Below are 23,563 nucleotides of genomic sequence, written 5' to 3' on the forward strand. Positions count from 1 at the left end.
CGGACAACAGCCGGCATGCCGCCCGATGGTTGGGCAAAGGGGCGGCAAGGGCCCCCGGCGAATTCGCCGCGGGGCCGAATGCACTTACTCCACCGCGAGCGCCTCCGGCAGCTCGACGTCCGACCATAGCCGCTGGCGCGGCGCCGGCAGGCCGGTCTCGGCCTCGCAATTGGCGCGCAGCGTCTCGATGTCCGGACCGAAATCGAACGTCTGCAACTCGCCACGTCCTCCGCGGATCTCGCTGCGCAGCGCCTCTGTCGCCGCCGCATCGACGCCGCCGTCGACGATGACCACGCCATAGGCACGGGCGCCATCAACGGTGACCAGGCCCTGGCGGATTTCCTTCTCGACCAGCGCCGGGTCGCGCTCCAGCGGGTCGCCCCAGCCGCCGCCGCCCCAGGTGATGAAGTGGAGCTGATCGCCGGCTTCGACCGGGATGTCCTCCTGCTTGTTGCCGACCATGTGCTGGGTGCCGTCGGCCTTTTCCAGGATCTTGCGCGCGCGTTGTGCCGGCTTGCCGCCATTGACGCCCCAGGGCGGCACGAACCACCGATCGTCATGGATCGCGATGTTGCCGGGCTCGAGGAAGCGATAGGTCATGTGGATGCCGTTGCCGCCGCGATGCAGGCCTGCACCGCCCGAATCCGGCGCGGTCTCGTAGCGTTCGATCACCATCGGGAAATAGCGTTCCAGGAACTCGTTCGGAACATTGGTGAAGGCCGGGAACAGCGAGTGGCCGTCCGGTCCGTCACCCAGCGGGCGGCCGGGCACGCCGCCAAAGCCGATCTGGAACAGCTGGAAATATTTCCCCTTCCGGTCCGTGCCCGAATAGAAAAGGTGCGGCGAGGACGAGAAGCCTGCGGCGTTGAGGAATTCCGGGGTCTTCTGTCCCAGCAGCGCGCCCAGCACGTCGAAGATGCGGCCCAGCGCATGGGTGCGGCCCGACAATGCGGCCGGGAATTCGGGCTTGAGCAGCGATCCCTTGGGAATGCGCACGTCGATCAGGTCGTAGAAGCCGTCGTTGAACAGGATCTGCGGGTCGAAGACCATGATCATGTAGATGCCGAAGAACATCTTCAGCATGTTCTCGTTCAGGAAGAAGTTGATCGACGCCGGGCTCTGCGGATCGGTGCCGGAGAAGTCGAGCACGACCTTCTCGCCTTCGCGCCACATCGTGCATTTGATCTTGTACGGGCCGTAACCCATGCCGTCGTCGCAGATATAGTCCTCGAAGCTGACGGGCTCGGACCCGACCGACGTCGCGATCAGCTGCTTCATCGCGCGATAATTGCGCTGCAGCAGCTCCTCGGTCGCGGCAACGAACACGTCGTCGCCGAAGCGCTCGGCCATCTCGACCACGCGGCGCGCGGCGACGCGGCACGAGGCGATCAGCGCGTTCAGGTCGGCCTTGCACCAGTCGGGCGTGCGGACCTGGGTCATGATCAGCTCGATCAGGTCGGCATTATACTCGCCCTTCTTCCAGATCTTGACCGGCGGGATGCGCACGCCTTCCTGGAAGATCGACGTGGCGTGGATCGGCATCGATCCCGGCACCATGCCGCCGATGTCGCTCTGGTGACCGAACATCGAGGTATAGGCGATCAGCCGCCCGTCCTTGAACACGGGAAGCAGCACCAGCCAGTCGTTCGAGTGGCTGATGGCGCCGCCGACCGAATAGGGGTCGGACAGCATGATCATGTCGCCGTCCTCGATCGTGCCGTCATAGCCGTCGAGGAACGGGCCGATATAGGAGCCGAACTGCCCCACGATCATGCGGCCCTGATGGTCGGCGATCAGCGGGAAGGCGTCGCCCTGTTCGCGAATGCCGGGCGACATGGCGGTGCGCACCAGTGTCGCGTCCATCTCGACGCGCGCGTTGCGCAGTGCATTCTCGATCACCTCCAGGGTGACGGGATCGATCGGCTTGGGGTTGAACGGAGCGGGGTTGCTCTGGACGATCGTTGCCATCGCTCGGGCTCCTTATGCGTTGGTCGGGTTGATGAGGATGTTGCCGACAGCGTCGACGGTCGCGGTGCAGTCGGCCTCGATCAGCGTGGTCGAATCCATCTCGGTCACGATTGCGGGACCGGGGAGGCGGTCGCCCTGGCGCAGCTTGGCGCGGTCGTAGATCACCGCCGGGCGCAGCTCGCCGTCGATCCACAGCTGGTGATCGCGGATCTTCGCCTCGATCGGATCGCCATTGCCCTTGGGCAATTCGGCCGCCTCGAGTTCGAGCGGCTTGCCCAGCGCCACGGCGCGCAGGTTCACCAGCTCATGTGCCGATTCCATGTTGAAGGTGAAGAGGCGCTTGTGCTCCGCATCGAAGCGCGCGGTGATGCCCGCCAGCCCATCCTTCGCCAGCGTCTCGGCGTCGATCGACAGCGGCACTTCGAACGCCTGGCCTTCGTAGCGCACGTCGATCTCGAACAGGCTGGAGATCTCCGCTTCGGGCACGCCATCGGCCTTCAGGGCGTCACGCGTCTGCGTCGCCATCTCGTCCAGGATCGCGCGCACTTCCGCTTCGTCGGTCTCGCTGAAGCGGCGCGAGAAGGAGCGGGCGGTTTCGGAGCGCATCTGGGTGGTCGCATCACCCAGCGCGCACAGAACGCCGGGGCTGACCGGCGAGATGGCGGGCCAGCTGCCCATCAGCCGCGCGACCGAATTGACGTGCAGCGGCCCGGCGCCGCCGAAGCCCATCACCGCGAAGTCGCGCGGATCATAGCCCTGCTGGACCGAGATCATGCGCAGCGCGCCGAACATGTTCTCGTTGACGATGTCGATGATGCCCCGCGCCGCCTCGTACAGGCCGATGCCGAGTGCGTCGGCGATGGTCTGCACCGCCTTTTCGGCCCCCGCCTTGTCGAGCTTGAAGGTGCCGCCGAGCAGCGCCTCGGGCAGATAGCCGAGCACGACATTGGCGTCGGTGACGGTGGGCAGGGTGCCGCCCTTGCCATAGGCGACCGGGCCCGGGACCGCCCCCGCCGATTGCGGGCCGACGCGCAGCGCCTTGGTCAGTTCGGGCACATAGGCGATCGACCCTCCGCCTGCGCCGACGGTCTTCACGTCGAGTGCCGAGGCACGGACTGCCAGGCTGCCGACCTCGGTGGTGCGCACGCGGCGCGCTTCGAGATTTTCGATGAGTGCCACGTCGGTCGAGGTGCCGCCGACGTCGAGCGTCAGGATGTTGCGGATGCCGGCATTCTTGCCGACCCACAGCGCGCCGGTAACACCGCCCGCCGGGCCGGACATCAGCAGCGCGACGGGGTGCTCCTCCGATGCCTCGGACGACATCAGGCCGCCGTCCGAACGGAGCAGCGAGATGCGTCCCGCCATGCCCGACTCGCGCAATTTGCTGCGCAGGTTGCGGACGTAGCGGCCGACGACTGGGCGCACCGCGGCGTTGGCGACGGTGGTCAGCGTGCGCTCATATTCCTGCATTTCGGGCAGGACGATGTGGCTGAGCGAAATCGGCACGTCCGGCAGGATTTCCGCCGCCAGTTCCGCGACCCGCTTTTCGTGCGCGCCGTTGATGTAGCTGTTCATCAGGCTGACGGTCACCGCTTCGACGCCGCGCGCCTTCACCTTCTCCAGCACGGCGCGAATGTCGTCATCGTCGACGGGGCGCAGCTCGTTGCCGAACGCGTCCATCCGCCCCTTGATCTCGAACGTATCCTCCAGCGCGGCGAGCGGCTCGGGCTTGGGCCATACGATCCAGCCGGCAAGACCGCCGGGCACGAAGCTGCGTGCGATCTGCATGATCTGGCGGTGACCCTCGGTCACGATCAGGCCGACGCGCGAGCCCTTGCCTTCCAGGATCGCGTTGGTCGCGACAGTCGTCCCGTGCAGGAACACCTCGACCTCGGCCGGCGTAACGCCGGCCTTGGCGCAAATCGCCTCGACGCCGGTCAGGATGCCGACCGAACTGTCGGCAGGCGTGGACGGCGTCTTGTGCCGCCAGAACTCACCGCTTTGCTCTTCGAGTAACAGCAAGTCGGTGAACGTGCCCCCGACGTCGACGCCCAGGCGATATGCCATAGCAACCCCTTCCAGTTCGCTAGCTTGAGGGGCCATTCAGTGCGGCCCACGATCGGCTGATTGTGTCGCCTGGCGCGCGCCGCGACAGGGGCGGCCGCCCGACTCTCCGCTATGCGAACATGTCCGGTCGCACCTCGGTCAGATGACGGCGCAGACGGTCTTCCATTCGAGGTAGCTGTCCATCGCCTGCCGCCCGCTGTCGCGGCCCCAGCCCGAATGCTTGATCCCGCCGATGGGCAGTGATGGGTCGTACATCGCGTGGCAGTTGATCCAGACCGTCCCGGCGCGGATGGCGGCGCTCATGCGGTGCGCATCGGACAGCGACTGCGTCCACACGCTGGCGGCCAGGCCATAATCGCTGTCATTGGCCGCGTTCACCACTTCGTCGAGATCGTCATAGGCCTGCGCGACCAGTACGGGGCCGAACACTTCCTCGCGCACGATCGCCATGTCGGGCGTCACGTCGACGACGACGGTCGGCGAAACGAACGTCCCGGCCTCACCCAGCCGCTCGCCGCCGGTCAGCAACGTCGCGCCACCGCTGCGCGCGCCCTCGACGAAGCCGGCTACCCGCTCGGCATGCTTGGCGGACACCAGGGGGCCCATCTGCGTTGCGGCATCCAGACCGTGGCCGATGGACAGGCCCTTGGCATAATCGGCGACGCCCTCCACGACCCTGTCGAAGATCGAGCGGTGCGCATAGAGGCGCGACCCGGCGATGCACACCTGGCCCGCATTGAAGAAAATCGCGTTCGCCACACCGGGGATCGCGAGGTCGAGATCCGCGTCGGGCAGCACGATGGCGGGCGACTTGCCGCCCAGCTCGAGCGTCACGCGCTTGAAATTGCCCTTTGCAGCATCGAGAATCGCGCGCCCGGTCGCGGTCGACCCGGTGAAGGCGACCTTGTCGACATCGCGGTGGTTGGCCAGCGCGGCACCGGTCGCCGAACCGAGACCCGTCACCACATTCAGTACGCCTTCCGGCAGGCCGGCCTCGAGCATCAGCTCGGCGAGCCGCAACGCGGTCAGCGAGGTGTCCTCGGCCGGTTTCAGCACCATCGTGCATCCGGCGGCGAGCGCGGGCGCCAGCTTCATCGCGGTCAGCACCAGCGGCGAGTTCCACGGAACGATGGCGGCCACCACGCCGACCGGCTCGCGCACCGTCCAGGCCGATACCTGCTTGCCCGCCGGCTGATAGTCGATCGAACTGTTCAGCGTCTGCCCCTCGATCGCCATCGCCTGGCCGGCATAGAAGCGGAACTGGTTCACCGCCCCGGGAATCTCGGCCCAGCGCCCGACGAACAGCGGCTTGCCCTGATCCAGCGTCTCCAGCTCGGCCAGTTCGTCGATATGAGCCTCGATCAGGTCGGCGATCGCCCACAGGATCCGGGCGCGCTTGACCGGCGTCGTGCTGCGCCAGCCGTCGAACGCGGCGCGGGCGGAGGCGACGGCGGCATCGACGTCACTGGCCGTGGCCGCGGCGATTCGTGCCGTTTCGCGTCCGGTCGCGGGGTCGACCGTTGAGAGCGTTGCGCCGTCGGACGCAGTACGCCAGCCGCCCCCGATCAGCAGACCCTCACCCCTTCCACGACGGTCGAGGAAAGCCTGGACTTCAGGGCGGAGCTGGGGCTGGCGAATGTCGAGCATGATCAGATAATCCTCAGATTTCGTGGTGCCAAGCCACCACGAAAGGGCGGGAGCGAGAAGGGGAGGGCACGCGACGTCTCCGGCAGGCGGATAGTTTAACCGCGCATGCTCGCGATGGGGGCGCTTGCGTGCGGATACTCCCCGATACATGCCGTTGCACTGCAATGTCAGCGGGGGAGCTGTCCATGCGTTCTGAGTCCGACATCGTCTCGCGCCGCCTGCTGCTTCAGGGTGCTGCCGGGCTGACGCTGCTCACTGCGTGTGGCGCGGCTGCGGCGGGTGCGACGCCGGCGAGCAAGATCACGCTGACCACTGCCGAAGGCCGTTCCGTCGATGTGTGGCGCTGGGCACCGATCGGACGCCGCAACGGCGTGATCGCCTTCTCGCACGGGGCGGCGTCGGCACCCTGGAAATATGAGCGGCTGCTGGGGCCATGGGCCGATGCCGGCTACGAGATCCTGGCGCCGCTGCACGTCGATTCGACCGATCATCCGCAGACCAAGGACTTTGCCGGCCTTGCCAGCTGGAAGGCGCGGATCGAGGATATGCGGGCGGTCTCTCAGGCGATCCCGGCCGAGCGCTTCATTGCGGCGGGCCATAGCTATGGCGGACTGACCGCACTCACGATGGGCGGCGCTCAGGCGATGATGCCCGAAGGCGTCACGAGCACGCAGCGCCAGCCGCGGGTGGCCGCGGTCGTCGCCTTTTCGCCGCCGGGCATCACCCCGCCGCTGATCGACCTGGCGGGCTATGCGAAACTTGCCGTCCCCGCATTCATTCAGACCGGCGACCGCGACGTGCCGCAGGGATCGACCGACCCCGCCGGCTGGCGCGGGCACCTTGCGGCCTATGATGCAGCCAGTGCCGGCGGCGACCGCTATGCGCTCGTGCTGGGGGGCGTCGACCATTATTTCGGCGGGCTGATCTGCCGCGAGATCGATGGCGTACGCCAGACGGCGCAGCTGGCGACCGCGATCCACCTCTCCACCCTGTTCATGAACGGCTTTTCGGGGCGGGACGCCAGGTCGCGCCGCGCGCTCGACGGCCGCCTGGCGGCTGCCGGCCCGGTTCAGCTGACTCGCAAATGACATACTCCAGCCAGTTGGAACGACAGCCATGACCGCGACGACGATGACCGATCCGATGGCGGAGACGCCGGCGCCGCGTCTCGCGATGGCGCCGATCGTCGCCTATAGCTTCGGCCAGGTCGCGGGCCAGGTATTCCGCGATTTGCCGTCGCTGTTGCTGCTGTTCTTCATGACCTCCGTGCTCGGCATCGCGCCGGCGATCGCCGGCACCGCGATCTTCGTGCCGAAACTCGTCTGGGGCGTCGGCAGCGACTTGCTGGTCGGCGTGATGTCCGATCGCTGGAAGCGGCGCTTCCCCCGCCGCAACTGGCTTCTGGTCGGAGCGCTCGGCGCGCCGGCTGCGATGCTCCTCCTCTTCCATGTGCCGCAGGCCTCGACCGGCGTGCAGATCGCCTATGTCGCGGCGGTGTTCAGCCTGTACATGATCGTCTTCGCCAGCTTCTCGGTGCCCTATCTTGCGCTGGCCGGCGAACTGACCGCGACCCCGCGTCAGCGCAATGTCCTGATGGCGTGGCGGCTGGCGTTCACCGCCGCGGGCGTCATGCTGTCCGGTGGCATCGCGCCTGGACTGGTCCAGCATTTCGGCGGGGGCGCCCGCGGTTACGAGCTGATGGCGGTCGTGCTGGCGATCATCTGCCCCGTCGCGCTGCTGATCGCGTGGTTCGGCGCGCGCAGCGCGTCTCGCGGCCGGACCGAAATCCTTCCAGATGGCCCACGCGTGCGCATGTCCGCGGGCGAGGCGGTGCGCGCGCTGCTGGCGCCGAAATTCTCGATCATGCTCGGCGCCAACCTCATGCAGTTGGTCGGACAGGGCATGTCCTATGCCGCCATCCTCTATTTTCTCAGCTACAATATGGGCCGAGCCGATGCGCTGACGCTGGTAGGTGGCATCGTCATGGCCGCATGCGTCGGCATCCTCGTCGCGCAGCCGATCTGGGTCGCGCTGGCCGCGCGGTTCGGCAAGCGCAACTGCTATGTCGCAGGCGGCCTGTTCCACGGCATGTGCTATTTCGTCTGGGCGTTCGGGGCCAGCTGGGGGGCGGAAGCGGCGCTGGCGCTGTCCTTCCTGGCGGCAGTTGGAAACTCCGGCTGGGCGATGTTGGGCTTCTCGATGGTGGCCGACGTCGCGGCCGAGGACGAGCGCCGCGCGGGCCTGTATTCGGCCGCGTGGATCGCGACCGACAAGATCGCCTTCGCGCTCGGCGGAACGCTGTTGACCGGACTGATCTTCAGCGGGTTCGGTTTCGACAGTGCGCGGGCCGTGGCGGGGCTGCCGCAATCGGAACAGGCGCTGACCGGGGTGATGGTCGCATTCGGCATCGTGCCGGGACTCCTCAACATGCTGGGCGCGCTGCTGATGCGTCTCTCGCCCAATCGCTGACCTGAAAGGCTGCTTCATGCGTCGTCTCCTCGCCCTGGCCACGGCCGTCCTCATGGCCATCCCCGGCGTTGCCGCCGCGCAATCGCTCGATGCGCCAAAAAAGGTGCCCCTGGCGGAGCTTCGCGCGAAGCTCGGCACGCCCGCCGACCGCTATATGAAGATCGCCGGCGGGGTCGAGCTGCGCTATCGCGACGAGGGCAAAGGGCCGGTATTGCTGCTGCTACACGGCTCGCGCAGCTCGCTGGCCAGCTGGGATCCCATGGTCGTGAAACTGGTGAAGCATTACCGCGTCGTCCGCTTCGACCAGCCGCCGCACGCGCTGTCCGGTCCGATCTCGAAAGAGGCGATCGCCGCGGTCGGTTCGCCCGAGAACATGGTCAAGCAGTTCCTCGACAAGCTCGGCGTCCGCAAGGCGACCGTGCTCGGCACGTCGAGCGGCGGCACGCTCGCTTATTATTTCGCGGCGACCTATCCCGCGATGGTCGACGGCCTGGTGCTGTCGAACACGCCGTCCGATCCGGTCAACGAACTCAAGCCGGTGCTGACGCCTGACATGGAAGCGGCGAATGCGCGGGCCAAGGCGAACGGCCTTGAAGACCGCGCCTTCTGGCGGACCTATTTCGAATGGCTGTGGGGTGACAAGTCGCGGATCACCGAGCGGCAGGTCGACGCTTATTACAGTTACAACCTGCGCGGAATCGATCCCAATTATACCGGGCTTCAGGCGCTGACCTCGAACAAGGCGGCGACGATGGCACGGCTCGACGCGGTGACGGCGCCGACCTTGATCATCTGGGGGATGCGCGACCCGGTTCTGCCGCCCTATCTCGGCGAAAAGCTGTTCGACTATCTCAAGAATGTGAAGGGCCGGTCGTTCATCGCGATGGAGGATGTCGGTCATTATCCGCCGGTCGAAGTGCCCGACCGCTACGCCGACCTGGTCCTGGCCTGGCTCAAGGCGGCGCGCTGAGCGCGGCGTGTCCGTAGAGCGGAGAGCCACCGGGGCTCGCTTGTTCTGCAGCTCCGACAGGCGCACCCGCGAACATCATCATGACGGTTAACATCACCTCATCCGGAACCGGCCGCACGCTTTACGACAAGCTGTGGGACGCGCATGTCGTCGTCGAGGGCGGCGACGGGCAGACCCTGCTCTATATCGACCGCCACCTGCTGCACGAAGTCAGCACGCCGCAATCCTTCCAGATGCTGCGCGACGACGGCCTCCCGGTCCATCGTCCCGCCACGCAACTGGCCGTGGCCGACCACAGCGTCCCGACCCATGATCGTGACCAGCCGATCGCAGATCCCATGGCCCGCGCGCAGGTCGCGCTGCTCGAGCGGAATTGTGCCGAGTTCGGCATCGAATATCTCGCGCTGACCGGCCCGGGGCAGGGCATCGTCCATGTCGTCAGCCCCGAGCAAGGCTTCACTCTGCCAGGGATCACCTTGGTGTGCGGCGACAGCCACACCTCGACGCATGGCGCATTCGGCGCACTGGCGTTCGGCATCGGCGCCAGCGAGTGCGGCATCGTCATGGCCACACAGGCGCTGTGGCAGGAAAAGGCCCGGCGGATGCGCGTGACCTTCGAGGGTGCGCTGTCGCCCGGCATCAGTGCCAAGGACATGGCGTTGGCGTTCATCGGCCAGGTCGGTGCATCGGGTGCGACCGGCTTCGCCGTCGAGTTCGCGGGCGACGCGGTGCGCGCGCTCTCGATGGAAGGGCGGATGACGCTGTGCAACATGGTCATCGAAGCCGGGTCCCGCACGGGCCTGGTCGCCCCGGATGAAACGACCTTCGCCTATGTCCAGGGGCGGCCGCGGGCGCCTGATGGCGCCGACTGGGAAGCGGCCATTGCCTATTGGCAGACGTTGGCCAGCGACCCCGATGCGATCTTCGACGCCGACATCAGGATCGACGCGGCCGGAATCGCGCCGCAGGTGACCTATGGCACCAGCCCCGGCCAGGTGATGGCCATCGATTCCAAGATCCCGGTCTCGAATGGCGAGACCGCGGCGAAGGCGCTGCGCTACATGGATGTGGAAGGCGGTGCTGCGATCGCCGGCCTTGCGATCGACCATGCGTTTATCGGCAGTTGCACGAACGGGCGGATCGAGGATCTGCGAGCCGCGGCCGCGATCGTCGACAACCGCCATGTTGCGGCCCATGTCCGCGCGCTCGTGGTGCCAGGCTCCATGGCGGTCAAGGCACAGGCGGAGGCTGAGGGTCTCGACCGGATCTTCACCGCCGCCGGCTTCGAATGGCGCGAGCCGGGCTGCTCCTTATGCGTCGCGATGAACGACGATCGCCTGCCCGCCGGCGCGCGCTGTGCCTCTACCTCGAACCGCAATTTCGAGGGGCGGCAGGGCGCCGGCGCTCGCACGCATCTGATGAGCCCGGCCATGGTCGCCGCCGCCGCCATCGCCGGACGCATCGTCGATGTGAGGGAACGGGTATGACTCCGCTGGTCACCGTCGCCGGTCAGGCCTGGTCGCTGCCCGATGCCGATATCGACACCGATATCATCTTTCCCGCGCGCTTCCTGCTGATCACCGAGAAGAAGGGGCTCGGGCGCTACGCCTTTCACGACCGCCGCGACGGTGATTTCCACCTCGCGCCGGATGCCGAGAGCGCTGAGCCGATCCTGCTCGCAGGCCCGAATTTCGGCTGCGGATCCAGCCGCGAACACGCGCCCTGGGCGCTGGCCGGACTGGGGATTCGGGTGATCGTCGCGGAAAGCTTCGGCGAGATCTTCTACTCCAATTGTTTCAAGAACGGCATGTTGCCGGTCGTTCTGGGCGCGCCAAGCGTCGCCGCACTGCGGACCGCGGCCGAGGCCGGTCGGGGGATCGAGGTCGATCTGACGGCCCGGACCATCGCTGCTGCTGGCCAAACGCCGATCGCTTTCGATGTGCCGGATGACCGGCGCGAGGCGCTGCTCAACGGCTGGAACGAGATTGCACGCATCCGGGCGCTGCATGGCGCCGATATTCGGACTTACGAGGCGGGGCAGCGCGCAGCGTTCCCCTGGCTATGGACAAGGAGCATTGTGAATGGCTGACACGAGATTGCGCGACAAGCTGGCGGCAGGGAAGTTCTTCGTCGTGCCTGGCGTACAGGACATGATCACCGCAACGATCGTCGACCGCGTCGGCTTCGACATCGCCTATGGCAGCGGCTATTGGCTCACCGCCTCGGCCTATGGCCTGCCCGATGCGGGCCTGGTCAGCTACAATCAGATGCTCGACCGGATGCAGACCGTGCGCCGCACGTGCAAGGCTGCGCTGATCGCCGACGCCGACACCGGCTTTGGCGGCCTGCTCAACGTTCACCACACCGTGCGCGGCTATGAGGCTGCGGGAATCTCGGCGATCCAGCTCGAGGACCAGGAATTTCCCAAGAAGTGCGGCCACACGCCGTACAAGCGCGTCGTGTCCGCACAGGACATGGCCGAGAAGGTCAAGGTCGCGGTCGACGCCCGCGAGGACATGCTGATCATTGCCCGCACCGACGCCCGCGCGTCCGAGGGGATGGACGGTACGCTGCGCCGTCTTGAAGCCTATGCCAAGGCAGGTGCCGACATCCTCTTCCCCGAGGCGCTGACCAGCGAGGAGGAGATGCGCAAGGTCTGCGAGACGTTCGACCAGCCGGTGCTCGTCAACATGGCCAATGGCGGGCTGACGCCGCCGATGAAGGGCGACGTGCTCGCCGAAATCGGCTTCGCCTTCGCTATCTATCCCTCGCTGACCAGCCTCGTGTCCGCGGCAGCGGTCGAGCAGGCGCTGATCCGCCTGCGCGACGACCTGGACGGCGAGCCCGGCGAGATTCCGCTGTTCGACTTCAAGACCTTCTGCAGCATGATCGGGTTCGAGGACGTGTGGGCGTTCGACAAGAAGTGGGGGCAAGCGGACTGATGGAGATCACCGCTGCCGTGCTCAAACAGTCGGGCGGGCACGCCCGGCCGTATCGCGACCATGCACCGCTCGAGCTGGCCAAGCTGACGCTCGATCCGCCGCGCGGCGGCGAGCTGCTGATCCGGATCGACGCGGCAGGGCTTTGCCATTCGGACCTGTCGGTGGTGAACGGCGACCGGCCGCGGCCGATGCCGATGGCGCTGGGGCATGAGGCGACCGGCATCGTCGAGGCCACCGGCACGCCGGAGGATCCCGGCTTTGCAGTCGGTGATCGCGTGATCCTCGCCTTCCTCCCGGCATGCGGTGAGTGCGCGCGCTGCCAGGCGGGCGAGCCGTTCATGTGCGGCAAGGGTGCGGCAGCGAATGGCGAGGGGCGGCTGCTCAACGGCGGACGGCGCCTGCATGATGCATGCGGTGACGTACATCACCATCTCGGCGTGTCGGCCTTCGCCACGCATGTGGTGGTCGATCGCCGCTCGGCGGTGAAGGTCGATGCCGACATGCCGGCGGAAATCGCCGCGCTGTTCGGCTGCGCGGTGCTGACCGGGGCGGGGGCGGTGATGAACTCGGCCGTGGTGAAGCGGGGCGAGTCCGTCCTGATCTATGGCCTTGGCGGCGTGGGACTGTCGGCGCTGCTCGCGGCGGTGGCAAGTGGCGCGGCGCCGGTCGTCGCGATCGACCCGTCGCCCGAGAAGCGCGCGATCGCCGAGCAATGCGGCGCTCTGGCGATCGAACCGGGCGTCGATTTTGCCGGACTATTCCCCGAGCGGGCGCCCGACGTCGTCATCGAAACCGTCGGCAAGGCGGCGGTGCTCCGGGCGGCCTATGCCGCGGCACGGCGCGGCGGGCGGATCGTCACGGTCGGCCTGCCCAACCCGGCGGAAATGTTCGAAATTCCCGCGGTGGCACTGGTCGCCGACGGCAAGACGCTGATCGGTAGCTATATGGGATCGTCGGTTCCGGCGCGCGATCTGCCGCGATATATCGCGATGTGGCGAGCGGGGCGGCTGCCGGTCGAGCGACTGCTCACCTCGGTGCGTCCGCTCGGCGAGATCAACGAATTGCTTGACGAACTCGCGGACGGCAGGGCGATCCGCCAGGTCATGGTGCCGTGACCATGGCGACACAATCGATCAGCATGCGCCGCGGCTACGCCGATGGTCCATTCGGCCAGATCCATTACCAGATGGCGCCCGATGGCCGTCCGCTGGTCCTGCTGCACCAGGCCGTGATGCATTCGGATCAGTTCACGAACGTGTTCGGACCACTCGTCGCGCGCGGCCTGCGCCCCATCGCGATCGACATGCCGGGCTTCGGCCTGTCGGATGCGACGGCGGATGTGCCGACGGTCGCGGATTTCAGCGCTGTGGTCATGCCCGTGCTCGATGCGCTCGGCATCGACCGCGCGATCGTCGCCGGGCATCACACCGGGGCGCTCGTCGCCACCGAAGTCGGCCTGCGGCATCCCGATCGTGTCGATGCGGTCGTGATGGGCGGCACGTTGGTCATGTCCGATCAGCAACGCCTTGCGATGCGAGACGAATATGCCGAACGGGAGAAGGGCTTCGTTCCGCTCCCCGGTGCAGCGCATATGGCCGCAATGTACGAAACGCGCGCCCGATACGCCGACGGCACGATCAGCGTCGAGCGGCTGAACGACTATGTGACCCAGGCCATGGTGGCGCGCGGACCCTATTGGCACGGACATTATGCAGCGTTCGGCTATGACCATGCCAGTGCGATCCGCGCGCTCACCGTGCCGGCTCTGATCCTGACCAATAGCGGCGACATGATTCATGACGCGGCGGTCGCTGCGCGAGCATTGCGTCCCGACTTCGCCTATGCCGAGATCGAGGGCGGCGGGATCGACATCGTCGATCAGGAACCCAGGCAATGGGCCGACGCCATCGCCGACTTCGTTGCCGAGTTGGACCTGGGGCGCTGACGGGCGGCTGTGCCCAGCGGACTGAGGACCGCCTGTGACGCACGCTTCACCCGTCACGAAAGCCGGCTCGATCGCCTATCGCGCCAGCGACGGCCGGTCGGTCGGGCGGGAGCGGTTCGAACTCATCTCCCATGACGGCGGTCACGTCCTGCGGGCGATGTGTGAAATCGACGAGATCGGCCTGCTTCGCGATGTGACGATCGCGACCGACGCCGACTGGCGGCCGCGGGACGGGTTTTGCCGTCTGGTCCGCGCCGGCGCGGCAATTGCGACCCATTGGTTCACGGTGGGCGACACCTCCGTCGACGTGGCGGCGCAGGCCGGCGGCGGTGGCATGACGGTCCAGAGGATCGAGACCGAAGGCCGTCTGCCCTATCTCGGGCTACACCCCTTGCAGGGCGACGCATTGATCGTCGAAGCCCGGGGCATGCACGCAATCGGCGAGTATCTGCCCGTCGCGGCAGTCACCAATTCGATCTCGCCCAATGGCGACGAGGCGCCGGGCGCACATAAGATGGCGATCGAGATCGCCTATCTGGGCACTGAGCCGATTCGGGTCGCCGCCGGCGACTTCGCCGCGCGGCGATACGCCCTGCGCTGGCGGGCGGACTGGCCACCGGCCGATCTGTGGGTCCGGGAGGGGGACTGCGTCTTCCTGTGCATGCGCTGGCCGCTGATCGAGACCTGGTACGAACTGGAGCGAATCGATGAATAGCGGCGACGTATCGGCGCTCATCCGCGGCACGATCTTCGTCCGCGACCTCGATCGCGCAGCGGCCTTCTATTCTGCGCTGGGGTTCGAGCAGGTCTATTGGGAAGGCGTGCTGACCGACCGCTCGGCATCGACCATCCTCGGCTTCTCCGATCATGGGTCGCTCGCGGTGCGGATCGTGAAGCGCGGTGGGCCGAACTACGGCATGATCGGCCTTTTCCGCATCGATCCCGCGCTGGAACCGGTGGCGCCCCCTCCGCGCACCGGGGCGGCACAGGTCGGCGAGGTCGCGCTGGTCTTCTACGTGCGCGACATCCACGCGACACTCGCCGCCCTTCGTGCCGCCGGCGCGACATGGTCGCCCGAACCGGAGCTGTTCCGCATGGATCATCGCGCGCAACTGGAAGTGTGCCTGCGCGACCCGGACGGCGTGCTGCTCAACCTGGTCGAAACCGACCCGGCCGAGCAGGAATTGACCGGACGCGAGGGGGCCTAAAGCCCCAGATTGCCGGGCGAGAGTCGATTGTCCGGATCCAGCGCCGCCTTGAGCGACCGGATCAGCGACAGCGGTTCCGGCTTCAACCGGTCGGCATAGGGATAGGCCTTGCCCAGCTGGAAATTGGTCGCGCCATGCTGAACGAACAGGTCGATGATCGCCGACTTGAGCTGATGGACATAGTCGCGCGCTTCCGGGCTTGCCGGATAGGTCGGCAGGCCGGCTAGGTAATCGGCGGGCACCGCGGCACGATGATAGTCGGTGATCTCGTCCGGCCAGTAGATCGCGATCTCATAGAGGAAGCCGCCCGAGCCTACCGTCGCGAACATGCCGCCAAGCCAGATGCCCAAGCGCTTCAGCTCTGCATCGCGCCCGGCGAGCAACGCGCGATAATCGCGCTCGAAATCGGCAACGCGGCTGTGCGGCAGGATGCCGTGGAGCGGCACCCAGCGCTCGCCGGCCGGGCCCAGCGTGTTGAACAGCGGCGCGAATGGCATGCCGCGCACCACAGCGGGCACGGTCGCGGGAATCTCATGGCCGAACCCGGTCACGAGCTGGCGGATGCGGTGAAGCCTCGCCTTGACCTCGGCATCGTCGAGCCCCTCGACGATGTAATGGACCATGAACGCCGATTTGCGGATCGTCCGCCGCGCGGTGGTCGCGGCATGCACCAGCTGCTTCGTTCCCGCCGCCAGCGAGGGCGAACTGCGCAGGATCGACAGCGCCATGTCGAGCGTCGCGCCGGCGCGCTCCTGGCGTGCGATCTGCCCCTGCGACAATGCGGCGTCGAGCGAGAAATGCGTGTCCTCGATCCGCTCGATCGCCACCCGGCGCATCGCCTCGTGCATCGATGCGAGGTCCGGAAAGGCGAAGGAAATCGGACGGTGCGCGGGGCGGCTGCGAAGCAGGGGCAAAGTCACGCGCGCCTTGATGCCCAGCGCGCCGCAATCGCCGCTGAAGACACCGGTCAGATCCGGCCCGAAGTGACGCGTGAAAGGAAGGGTACCGGCTGCAGCCGTGCCCGTGGAAAGCAGCGACCCGTCGGCGGTCACCACGTCATAGGACAGGACCGAATCCGCCGAAATGCCGTAAGCCCCGGACCCATGACTGATCGTGTTCTGCGACATCGATCCGCCGATCGTCGCCGCCAATCCGGAGAATGGACCCCAGAAGGGCGTGCGCAGACCGCGTTCGACCAGCGTATCCCGAAGGGCCGCCCAGGTGACCCCGGCCTCGACCGTGACATGGCCGTTCACCTCGTCGATCGCGATGATGCGATCGAGCCGGCCCAGGTCGATCACGACCATGTCGGAAGCGAAGGGGATGTAGCCGTCGGTATAGGACGCGCCGCCGCCCCGGAGAGACAGCTTGATCCCGGCCTTCGCCGTCACACGCACCAACGCCTGGAGTTCATCGACGCTGCCCGGCCGGACCACCGCGAGCGGGGGTTGCGCGCGGCGATAGACATCGGTGGTGAGGGCGAGCGTCGCGTCGCCGATCAGCACATTCTCGGTGCCGATGGTCGCTTGCAGCGCGGCCAGGAGCGCCAGCCGCTCGGTCCCGTCGCTCATCCGACTGCGATGTCGTCGATCGTGCGGAGATAGGTTTCGCTCGTTTCCTGCGCGGCGAGCTCACCGGCTTCCTTGCGCATCAGGTAGAACAGGCGATCGAGCAGCGCCTGGCGGCGCGCCTCGCGTGCCTCCAGGGCGGCCTGATCGAGTTCCAGCGTCGCCAAGCCGTTCTTCAGGTCGAGGCCATTGGCCGCGGCAACGCGCTGCATCGAGTCGAGCTCGTCGGCGAGGACGGACACTTCGCTGGCCAGGACCATGATCATAGACATCATCTGGTCGAGCCCCGGCGTGTCGTAGAAACTGGGCCGCTTGCCGCGGGCGTCGCGGCGCATCCTTGCGCTGTCGGTCATATCGGTCACTGGCCTGTCTTCTGGGCGATGAGGACTTCCCAACCACCGCCCGGGGCGAATTCGCCGGCGGTGAATTCGCGCTCCGCGACGCTGTCGGCGGCATCCTGGCTATAGCCGGCGGCGTCCGCGGCGGCGAACTCCATCACCGCCATCGGCGCGGTATCGAAGCGGATCGTGTCGGCGGCGAAGCCTGCAGCCTCGGCCAGCGCGACCTGGTCCTGCTCGCGCATCGCACCCCAGAACGGCTCGTTGTTATAATAGGTCTCGTTGTCCAGGATGAACTGGGTGAACGGATCCATCAGGTCGAACGGCGGCAGATCGGCGTGGATCATATAGCCGCCGGGCGCGAGCAGTCGGTGGCATTCGGCGAAAATCTTCGGCATCGCCTTGCCCGAGGTCTCGTGCAGCAGGATATGGCTGACCACGAGGTCGAAATATCCGTCCTCGAACTCCGTCCTCTCGGCATTCATCTGGGCGAAGTTGACATCGAACCCCATCGCGCCGGCGCGGGCATGGGCGTAGCGGATCTGGGGCGCGGCCACGTCGATGCCCCACACCTCCGCCTCGGGAAACAGCTCCTTGTAGGGCAGGGTGGAGTGGCCGACGGTGCAGCCCATGTCGAGGATGCGTCGCGGCGTGAAGCCGTTCAGGCGGCGCTTGATATAGTTGCAGACCGAACGGCCCATGTCGTCATTGTTCGGCCCGGTATAGCCCATCGCATAGAGGAACACGCCGCGGTCGTAGAGCGCGCCGAGCGTGACGTCCTGCTCGCCCGGTTCGCCGGCATAGCCGCCCGGCATGCAGTGGATGTCCAGCGCGCTGACGTAACGCGGAACGTCGAACCGCTCGGGGATCACCAGCTTGCCCTTGTTTGCCGCCGACGCACCCGCTGCCTCGGCCCGGAGCGCATCGGGCGCGCTGTCGATGCTGTCGATGACGCTGTCCCAGAGCAGCTCCTGGCTGATCCGGTTCACCGCTGCATAATGCTGGAAATAGGTGTCGGGCACCATCGCCTTGCGGATGTCGTGGCGGTCGGCGGGCGCCCGGCCCGCCTCGCGCTCGAACCGCTTGCCGGCCCGGCCGCGATAGACGGGCTGCAGGCCAGGCAGCAGGCCCTGCTGGATATATTGCTTCAGGCTCTTCGCGAACTCCTGCCGCGAGGCCTCCTGGGGCGTTGCCTTGGGCAGCACGGCGTGCGGCGCCTGTTGAAAGGTGTTCAGCATCACGACCTCCGTTCGCGCCCGAACCGCCGCGTCTCGCGGTCGGCTGTCGCTCGATCTGCATTAAGCTAGGCGCCGCCTCCCTGCCAATGCAGCGCGTTGCCGGTGCTTGATCGACTGGCGGATAGCGGCGCGACGCCGCGCAGACGGACCGCAAATCTCGGGGGCAGGGTCGGGTCCAGGGGCAACAAGCCCCACTGACCATGGCCGGCTCGGCGAACGTCGGACTCTCGGGGAGTCATCATGCGCAACCAGCTTTGCGGCGGATCCGCCGTCATTCTCGTGTCTGCACTCATTGCCACCACCGGCCATGCGCAGGATGCGCCGCCCGAGGCCGAAGGTCTGGAGGAAATCGTCGTCACAGCTCAGCGATCCGACCAACGGCTGCAGGACGTGCCCGTCGCAGTGAGCGCGGTTTCCGCCGAGACGGTCGAGCGGCTTGCGGTGACGAGCCCGCAGGATCTGAACCGCCTGGCGCCCAATGTGAAGTTTGACGGGGTGACCGGTGGAACGGCGGGGCTCAAGCCGTTCATCCGCGGCGGCGGCATCACCGACGGGGCGTTCGTGACGGCCGAGTCCGAAGTCGCGATCTATGTCGACGATGTCTATCGCGCCCGCCTGTCGGCCTCGATGCTCGACTTCATGGAACTGGAACGGATCGAGGTGCTCCGCGGGCCACAGGGCGTACTCTATGGCCGCAACTCGTCCGCAGGCGCGGTGAACTTCATCACCAAGGGCCCGGCGGCTTCCCTGAAGGGCAGTGTCGAGGCCGGCTTCGGCAGCTGGAACGAGCGTCGTCTGCGCGGCTATATCGCCGCGCCGCTGAGTGCGGACGGCAAATGGCGCGGGTCGGTCAACGCGATGGTCCGTGCGCGCGACGGTGGCCGTCAGTTCAACACGACCCTGGACAGGAAGGTCGGCAAGGAGGACTTCACCGGCGTCCAGGCCGACCTTGCCTATGTCGGTGACGCGGTCGAGGGGCGACTGACCGGCTTTTACATGAAGGGCGACACCGACGGGCAATATGCCGTGGCGACGCGCCTCGATGCGGATGGACGGATCGTGCCGGACAGCGGGTCCTATCGCCGGGTCCAGTCGCCGGTCCCGTCCTTTACCAAGGTCGAGCAATATGGCGGAACTCTGCGCCTGTCGGCCGACATGCCCAATGGCCGCATCACCTCGATCACCGCCTATTCCGAACTGAAGGACAGCTGGCGCCAGGATTTCTCGGGCGGGGTCCGGCCGTCCGCACTGGGTCTGACCGGCACGGTGCCGCTCGCGCTGTTCGATCGCACGCTGTTCGGCACCCAGCGCCAGTTCAGCCAGGAGCTGCAGGTCTCCGGCGGGACCTCGTCCGATATCCTGCAATATCTCGCCGGCATCTATTATTTCAACGAGAGCGGCCGCCAGGACATCGACTCGGTCATCTTCTTCGCGCCGTCCAACACGGTCTTCAGCATCCGGACCAACAGCTTCGCCGGGTTCGGCCAGCTGACCTTCAATCTGTCGGACAGGCTCGCGATCGTCGCCGGCGGCCGCTACACGGTGGACGACAAGCAGTTGAACGCGCGCATGGACAATGTGCCGGTCAACCTGAAGAACAGCTATGAGAAGTTCACGCCGAAGCTTGGCGTCAACTACAAGCTGACCGACGACATTCTCGCCTATGTCTCGTACAGCGAAGGCTTCAAGGCAGGCGGCTATAACGGCCTCGCCGGCAGCGCGGAACAGCTTGCCCTGCCGTTCAGGCCGCAGGTGACCGAGGCCTATGAAGTCGGCCTCAAATCCGACCTGTTCGGTCGCCGCGCCCGCATCAACGTCGCGGCCTTCTACAACAGGATCAAGGATCGCCAGCAGCCGGTGAACACCAATGACGGCGGGTTCCTGGTCGAGAATTACGACATGACGATCAAGGGCATCGAGGCGGAGCTGTCGGTGCGCGCCACCCCGTGGCTGACGCTATGGGCCAACGGCTCGCTCAACGACGGCAAATATGACGAGAATGGTGTCGGCGGCACGCTCATCAACAACGAGCCGCCGAGCCTGCCGAGCTATCAGTTCAGCGTCGGCTTCGATGGCGACGTCGCGGCGGGGCCGGGCAAGCTGATCTTCGGCGCGGATTACAACAATCGCGCCTCCTATTTCTCGACGCCTGAGAACGCCCAGATCGGTTTCATCCCGTCACAGGACTTCCTGGCTGGCTATGTCGGTTACGAGTGGGACCGGTGGACGGTGCAGGTGAACGGGAAGAACCTTCTCAACCGCGAGGGCTGGCAGACCGGCTTCGGCTTCTCCGTCGTGCAACCCCGCTTCTCGATCGAGCCGCGGACCGTCCTGGGCACGCTGCGCTACAAGTTCTGACGGGAGACTATCGTGTATCGTTCGGTGAACCCAGCCACAGGTGAAACGCTTGCCACCTTCGACGAGGCTGACGACGCCGCGGTCGAGCGGGCTCTGGAGGAGGGACATCGGGCGTTCGCCGCCTGGCGCCGGACGAGCTTCGCCGAGCGTCGTGCGGCGCTGATCCGCCTGGCCGAGCAGCTCGAGACGCATGCCGATGATCATGCCCGGCTGATCACGCTGGAAATGGGCAAGCCGATCGCCAGCGCGCGGGCCGAAGTGCTCAAATGTGCCGCCAATTGCCGTTGGTATGCGCAGCATGGCGAGGCGCTGCTGGCAACGGAGGCCGTGCCGCATGCGGCGGGCGACGCACAGGTGCGTCACGAACCGCTCGGCATTGTCTTCGCAGTGATGCCGTGGAACTTCCCCTATTGGCAGGTGGTCCGCTTCCTCGCGCCGGCGCTGATGGCAGGCAATGTCGTGCTGTTGAAGCACGCGTCGAGCACGCCGCAATGCGCGGCGGCGCTTGCCGCTGCCGGCGTGGCCGCGGGGTTGCCGGCGGGCGTGTTCCAGAATCTGTATCTGACGCGGTCGCAACTGGCGAAGGTGATCGACGATCCGCGCGTCGCCGCGGTGACGCTGACCGGCAGCGAGGGGGCGGGCATTTCGGTCGGTGCAGCCAGCGGCCGCGCGCTCAAGCCCTGCGTGCTCGAACTGGGCGGCAGCGACCCGCTGATCGTGATGCCCAGCGCCAATCTCGACAAGGCTGTCGCCGGTGCCGTGACGGGCCGATACCAGAATAACGGCCAGTCCTGCGTCTGCGCGAAGCGGATCATCGTCCACCGCGACATCTATGCCGCCTTTCGCGAGAAGTTCGTGGCGGCAGTTGCGGCGCTGCGCATCGGCGATCCGCTCGAATCGGAAAACGATCTGGGTCCCTTGTCCAGCCATGGCGCGCGCGACGAACTGGTCGGACAAGTCGAGCGGGCGCTTGCGCAGGGCGGCGCGCTGGTCTGCGGCGGGTCGGTGATCGACGGGGCCGGCGCCTATTATGCGCCGACCATCATCGAGGGATTACCCGAGGGCGCTGCTGCGCGGGTCGAGGAGATTTTCGGCCCGGTCGCACTGCTGTTCGAGGTCGCTGATATCGACGAGGCCGTCCGCGTCGCCAACGAAACGCCGTTCGGCCTGGGCTCCAGCGTCTGGACCGAGGATGCGGGGGAGCGTGCGCGCTTCGCCGACGATCTCGAATGCGGCATGACCTTCTTCAACGCGAACACGGTGTCCGACCCGGCATTGCCGTTCGGCGGGATCAAGCGGTCCGGCATCGGGCGCGAACTCGGCCGCTGGGGAATGATGGAGTTCGTCAATGTCCGTCTCGTCTTCGCCGCCGCCTGACATCGATCGCGCCTTCCTCCGCCTGGCGGAGGGGCTGGTCCATTATCGCTGCGCCGGCGATCCCGCTTCGGCGACGCGTCCGCTGTACATGGCGCATGCAGGGCCGGGCTCGTCGCTGCAGCTGGCACTGCTCGCCGCCGAACTTGCGCGTGGGCGGCGGGTGATCGCGCCGGACATGCTCGGCAACGGCGACTCCTGCCCGCCGGCGCGGCTCGATACCGATATCGCCTATTATGCCGATTGCGCGCTTCGCGTGATCGACACGCTGGGGCTGGACCGGGTCGATTTCTATGGCAGCCATACCGGCGCGATGATCGGGGTCGAGCTGGCCCGCCGCCACCCCGACCGGGTCGGCAAGCTCGTGCTGGACGGCGTCGTGCTGATGGAGGCAAGCGAGCGCACTCGGATGGTCGAACATTACGCGCCGCCGATGCGGCCCGATGCCCATGGCGGCCAGTTCGGCTGGGCCTATCAGTTCTGCCGCGACATGTTTCTGTTCTACCCCTATTTCGATCGCGACGCCGCGCACCGCACCGGCAATGGCGTTCCACACCCCGAGGTGCTGCACCCGTTCGTGGTCGATGTGCTGAAGGCGCTGACGACCTATCACTGCGCCTATCGCGCTGCCTGGTCCTACGACATGGCCGAGGCACTCGCGGCCAGCCGTCACGAGATGCTGCTCGTCTGCAGCGCCAGCGACCCGACACATGGCGATCTTCCCAAGGCCGCGGCCTTGCGCCCGGACGCCGCCATGACCCTGTTCCCGCCTGGCACGACGCCGGCGCAGTCCGCCGAGCATATTATAGGCTTTGTCGACCGGAATTGAGCCTCGGGGCGTCGCTGTCCGCCGCGCACCCCGAGGTCAGACGCGTTTCACAGGCAGCGGGGATCCCGCACCGGGGCATCGCTGCCGCGGGTGAGCCAGCGTCCATCCGGTGTCCGGTACTTTTCCCCCGCGACCGTGCGCAGGATCAGGTTGCAGCCGGTAACGAACGCCATCTGCTCCACGGTCGAGCTGGCCGAGGCCTGCTGGGTATATTGGCGCTTTCGTTGGATGTTGATGTTGTTCACCATCGCGGTCAGCGCGGGCGTGGGCGTGCCGACGATGCCGAGATAGCCGTCGGGCTGCTCGCCGACCTGGCCCTGCTGGCGCGCGGCCTGATAGGCCGGGTCGCGCTGGGCGAAGGCTGGCAGGGTCACGCCGGCGGCAAGCGTCGTCGCCAGACCGAAGGTGAGAAGCAGGTTGCGCATCAGAAGATCCCTGGATTGTCCTGGATGATGGCCTTCGCCTTGTTGTCCAGACGATAGACCACTTCCTGAGTGATCGAAATATTGAGGTTGATGACGATCGGCTTGTCGGGCGCGGTAACGTTGATGCAGCCGCCCGCCATCAGCAGCGGCGCGAGCCCGACAAAGCCCAGTCCCGGATAGTCGGGTCGGCGCGTCGAAACCTGTGAGCTCATCATGG

Annotated in this window: 21 protein-coding genes; 13 read left to right on the forward strand and 8 right to left on the reverse strand. The window is 66.8% G+C overall.

Annotated features, from left to right (window positions below):
* Window positions 1-84: 84 nt before the first annotated feature.
* The 3 genes from ACZ1H8_RS12650 to ACZ1H8_RS12660 all read right to left on the reverse strand — a co-directional run bounded on the left by ACZ1H8_RS12650 (window position 85) and on the right by ACZ1H8_RS12660 (window position 5,682).
* Entirely contained in the window at window positions 85-1,968 is a 1,884-nt protein-coding gene (locus ACZ1H8_RS12650) for a hydantoinase B/oxoprolinase family protein (protein WP_465177542.1), read from the reverse strand.
* 12 nt (window positions 1,969-1,980) lie between these two features.
* Window positions 1,981-4,035, reverse strand: coding sequence for a hydantoinase/oxoprolinase family protein (locus ACZ1H8_RS12655; RefSeq protein ID WP_465177543.1), 2,055 nt, complete (start codon window positions 4,033-4,035; stop codon window positions 1,981-1,983).
* Window positions 4,036-4,173: 138 nt separating this feature from the next.
* Window positions 4,174-5,682, reverse strand: coding sequence for an aldehyde dehydrogenase family protein (locus tag ACZ1H8_RS12660; protein WP_465177544.1), 1,509 nt, complete (start codon window positions 5,680-5,682; stop codon window positions 4,174-4,176).
* A 185-nt stretch (window positions 5,683-5,867) separates the two neighbouring features.
* Between ACZ1H8_RS12660 and ACZ1H8_RS12665 the strand changes: the two genes are divergently transcribed.
* The 10 genes from ACZ1H8_RS12665 (at window position 5,868) to ACZ1H8_RS12710 (ending at window position 15,216) form a co-directional block, all read left to right on the forward strand.
* The gene (locus ACZ1H8_RS12665; RefSeq protein WP_465177545.1) at window positions 5,868-6,770 is read left to right on the forward strand and encodes an alpha/beta hydrolase family protein; all 903 of its coding nucleotides are present in this window, start codon (window positions 5,868-5,870) and stop codon (window positions 6,768-6,770) included.
* Between the two features lie 28 nt (window positions 6,771-6,798).
* The gene (locus tag ACZ1H8_RS12670) at window positions 6,799-8,151 is read left to right on the forward strand and encodes an MFS transporter (RefSeq protein ID WP_465177546.1); all 1,353 of its coding nucleotides are present in this window, start codon (window positions 6,799-6,801) and stop codon (window positions 8,149-8,151) included.
* A gap of 16 nt (window positions 8,152-8,167) precedes the next feature.
* Window positions 8,168-9,121, forward strand: coding sequence for an alpha/beta fold hydrolase (locus ACZ1H8_RS12675; RefSeq protein WP_465177547.1), 954 nt, complete (start codon window positions 8,168-8,170; stop codon window positions 9,119-9,121).
* Between the two features lie 80 nt (window positions 9,122-9,201).
* Entirely contained in the window at window positions 9,202-10,608 is a 1,407-nt protein-coding gene (gene leuC, locus ACZ1H8_RS12680) for a 3-isopropylmalate dehydratase large subunit (RefSeq protein WP_465177548.1), read from the forward strand.
* Window positions 10,605-11,210, forward strand: a complete 606-nt coding sequence (leuD, locus tag ACZ1H8_RS12685) for a 3-isopropylmalate dehydratase small subunit (protein ID WP_465177549.1) — start codon at window positions 10,605-10,607, stop codon at window positions 11,208-11,210. Before leuC ends, leuD begins: the two co-directional genes overlap by 4 nt.
* Complete coding sequence (locus tag ACZ1H8_RS12690; RefSeq protein WP_465177550.1) at window positions 11,203-12,063, forward strand: isocitrate lyase/PEP mutase family protein; 861 nt, start codon at window positions 11,203-11,205, stop codon at window positions 12,061-12,063. The genes leuD and ACZ1H8_RS12690 overlap by 8 nt, the downstream gene beginning before the upstream one ends.
* Window positions 12,063-13,178 (forward strand): alcohol dehydrogenase catalytic domain-containing protein, encoded by a 1,116-nt coding sequence (locus ACZ1H8_RS12695; protein ID WP_465177551.1) that lies wholly within the window; start codon window positions 12,063-12,065, stop codon window positions 13,176-13,178. Before ACZ1H8_RS12690 ends, ACZ1H8_RS12695 begins: the two co-directional genes overlap by 1 nt.
* Before the next feature lie 2 nt (window positions 13,179-13,180).
* On the forward strand, window positions 13,181-14,008 hold the full coding sequence (locus ACZ1H8_RS12700; RefSeq protein WP_465177552.1) for an alpha/beta fold hydrolase: 828 nt from the start codon (window positions 13,181-13,183) through the stop codon (window positions 14,006-14,008).
* Between the two features lie 34 nt (window positions 14,009-14,042).
* A complete protein-coding gene (locus ACZ1H8_RS12705; RefSeq protein WP_465177553.1) occupies window positions 14,043-14,723 on the forward strand; it encodes a hypothetical protein in 681 nt (226 codons plus the stop codon).
* Complete coding sequence (locus ACZ1H8_RS12710; protein WP_465177554.1) at window positions 14,716-15,216, forward strand: VOC family protein; 501 nt, start codon at window positions 14,716-14,718, stop codon at window positions 15,214-15,216. The genes ACZ1H8_RS12705 and ACZ1H8_RS12710 overlap by 8 nt, the downstream gene beginning before the upstream one ends.
* Here the strand turns inward: ACZ1H8_RS12710 and ACZ1H8_RS12715 are convergent.
* From ACZ1H8_RS12715 to ACZ1H8_RS12725, 3 genes are read right to left on the reverse strand one after another with little or no spacing between them, the layout of a single operon-like run.
* Complete coding sequence (locus ACZ1H8_RS12715) at window positions 15,213-16,787, reverse strand: FAD-binding oxidoreductase (RefSeq protein WP_465177555.1); 1,575 nt, start codon at window positions 16,785-16,787, stop codon at window positions 15,213-15,215. The two genes, ACZ1H8_RS12710 and ACZ1H8_RS12715, sit on opposite strands and share 4 nt — an antisense overlap.
* Complete coding sequence (locus ACZ1H8_RS12720; RefSeq protein WP_465181392.1) at window positions 16,784-17,137, reverse strand: hypothetical protein; 354 nt, start codon at window positions 17,135-17,137, stop codon at window positions 16,784-16,786. Before ACZ1H8_RS12720 ends, ACZ1H8_RS12715 begins: the two co-directional genes overlap by 4 nt.
* Window positions 17,138-17,142: 5 nt before the next feature.
* The gene (locus tag ACZ1H8_RS12725; RefSeq protein WP_465177556.1) at window positions 17,143-18,360 is read right to left on the reverse strand and encodes a class I SAM-dependent methyltransferase; all 1,218 of its coding nucleotides are present in this window, start codon (window positions 18,358-18,360) and stop codon (window positions 17,143-17,145) included.
* A gap of 240 nt (window positions 18,361-18,600) precedes the next feature.
* Between ACZ1H8_RS12725 and ACZ1H8_RS12730 the strand changes: the two genes are divergently transcribed.
* From ACZ1H8_RS12730 to ACZ1H8_RS12740, 3 genes are read left to right on the forward strand one after another with little or no spacing between them, the layout of a single operon-like run.
* Complete coding sequence (locus ACZ1H8_RS12730) at window positions 18,601-20,718, forward strand: TonB-dependent receptor (RefSeq protein ID WP_465177557.1); 2,118 nt, start codon at window positions 18,601-18,603, stop codon at window positions 20,716-20,718.
* Between the two features lie 12 nt (window positions 20,719-20,730).
* Window positions 20,731-22,095 carry an NAD-dependent succinate-semialdehyde dehydrogenase gene (locus tag ACZ1H8_RS12735; protein WP_465177558.1) on the forward strand — a complete coding sequence of 455 codons (1,365 nt, stop codon included), beginning with the start codon at window positions 20,731-20,733 and terminating at the stop codon, window positions 22,093-22,095.
* Complete coding sequence (locus tag ACZ1H8_RS12740) at window positions 22,067-22,921, forward strand: alpha/beta fold hydrolase (RefSeq protein ID WP_465177559.1); 855 nt, start codon at window positions 22,067-22,069, stop codon at window positions 22,919-22,921. The genes ACZ1H8_RS12735 and ACZ1H8_RS12740 overlap by 29 nt, the downstream gene beginning before the upstream one ends.
* 47 nt (window positions 22,922-22,968) lie before the next feature.
* On the opposite strand, the gene ACZ1H8_RS12745 is transcribed toward ACZ1H8_RS12740, so the two are convergent.
* Window positions 22,969-23,346, reverse strand: coding sequence for a YdbL family probable chaperone protein (locus tag ACZ1H8_RS12745; RefSeq protein ID WP_465177560.1), 378 nt, complete (start codon window positions 23,344-23,346; stop codon window positions 22,969-22,971).
* Window positions 23,346-23,561 carry a YnbE family lipoprotein gene (locus tag ACZ1H8_RS12750; protein WP_465177561.1) on the reverse strand — a complete coding sequence of 72 codons (216 nt, stop codon included), beginning with the start codon at window positions 23,559-23,561 and terminating at the stop codon, window positions 23,346-23,348. The genes ACZ1H8_RS12745 and ACZ1H8_RS12750 overlap by 1 nt, the downstream gene beginning before the upstream one ends.
* Between the last annotated feature and the right edge of the window lie 2 nt (window positions 23,562-23,563).

The organism is Sphingomonas sp. BL-S-25 (genome assembly GCF_055521555.1).

What these genes read in the sequence shown, in the direction of transcription:
- ACZ1H8_RS12650 (WP_465177542.1), bottom strand. Translation starts at nt 1,968, where the DNA reads ATGGCAACGATCGTCCAGAGCAACCCCGCTCCGTTCAACCCCAAGCCG.
- ACZ1H8_RS12655 (WP_465177543.1), bottom strand. Translation starts at nt 4,035, where the DNA reads ATGGCATATCGCCTGGGCGTCGACGTCGGGGGCACGTTCACCGACTTG.
- ACZ1H8_RS12660 (WP_465177544.1), bottom strand. Translation starts at nt 5,682, where the DNA reads ATGCTCGACATTCGCCAGCCCCAGCTCCGCCCTGAAGTCCAGGCTTTC.
- ACZ1H8_RS12665 (WP_465177545.1), top strand. Translation starts at nt 5,868, where the DNA reads ATGCGTTCTGAGTCCGACATCGTCTCGCGCCGCCTGCTGCTTCAGGGT.
- ACZ1H8_RS12670 (WP_465177546.1), top strand. Translation starts at nt 6,799, where the DNA reads ATGACCGCGACGACGATGACCGATCCGATGGCGGAGACGCCGGCGCCG.
- ACZ1H8_RS12675 (WP_465177547.1), top strand. Translation starts at nt 8,168, where the DNA reads ATGCGTCGTCTCCTCGCCCTGGCCACGGCCGTCCTCATGGCCATCCCC.
- leuC (WP_465177548.1), top strand. Translation starts at nt 9,202, where the DNA reads ATGACGGTTAACATCACCTCATCCGGAACCGGCCGCACGCTTTACGAC.
- leuD (WP_465177549.1), top strand. Translation starts at nt 10,605, where the DNA reads ATGACTCCGCTGGTCACCGTCGCCGGTCAGGCCTGGTCGCTGCCCGAT.
- ACZ1H8_RS12690 (WP_465177550.1), top strand. Translation starts at nt 11,203, where the DNA reads ATGGCTGACACGAGATTGCGCGACAAGCTGGCGGCAGGGAAGTTCTTC.
- ACZ1H8_RS12695 (WP_465177551.1), top strand. Translation starts at nt 12,063, where the DNA reads ATGGAGATCACCGCTGCCGTGCTCAAACAGTCGGGCGGGCACGCCCGG.
- ACZ1H8_RS12700 (WP_465177552.1), top strand. Translation starts at nt 13,181, where the DNA reads ATGGCGACACAATCGATCAGCATGCGCCGCGGCTACGCCGATGGTCCA.
- ACZ1H8_RS12710 (WP_465177554.1), top strand. Translation starts at nt 14,716, where the DNA reads ATGAATAGCGGCGACGTATCGGCGCTCATCCGCGGCACGATCTTCGTC.
- ACZ1H8_RS12715 (WP_465177555.1), bottom strand. Translation starts at nt 16,787, where the DNA reads ATGAGCGACGGGACCGAGCGGCTGGCGCTCCTGGCCGCGCTGCAAGCG.
- ACZ1H8_RS12720 (WP_465181392.1), bottom strand. Translation starts at nt 17,137, where the DNA reads ATGACCGACAGCGCAAGGATGCGCCGCGACGCCCGCGGCAAGCGGCCC.
- ACZ1H8_RS12725 (WP_465177556.1), bottom strand. Translation starts at nt 18,360, where the DNA reads ATGCTGAACACCTTTCAACAGGCGCCGCACGCCGTGCTGCCCAAGGCA.
- ACZ1H8_RS12730 (WP_465177557.1), top strand. Translation starts at nt 18,601, where the DNA reads ATGCGCAACCAGCTTTGCGGCGGATCCGCCGTCATTCTCGTGTCTGCA.
- ACZ1H8_RS12740 (WP_465177559.1), top strand. Translation starts at nt 22,067, where the DNA reads ATGTCCGTCTCGTCTTCGCCGCCGCCTGACATCGATCGCGCCTTCCTC.
- ACZ1H8_RS12745 (WP_465177560.1), bottom strand. Translation starts at nt 23,346, where the DNA reads ATGCGCAACCTGCTTCTCACCTTCGGTCTGGCGACGACGCTTGCCGCC.
- ACZ1H8_RS12750 (WP_465177561.1), bottom strand. Translation starts at nt 23,561, where the DNA reads ATGATGAGCTCACAGGTTTCGACGCGCCGACCCGACTATCCGGGACTG.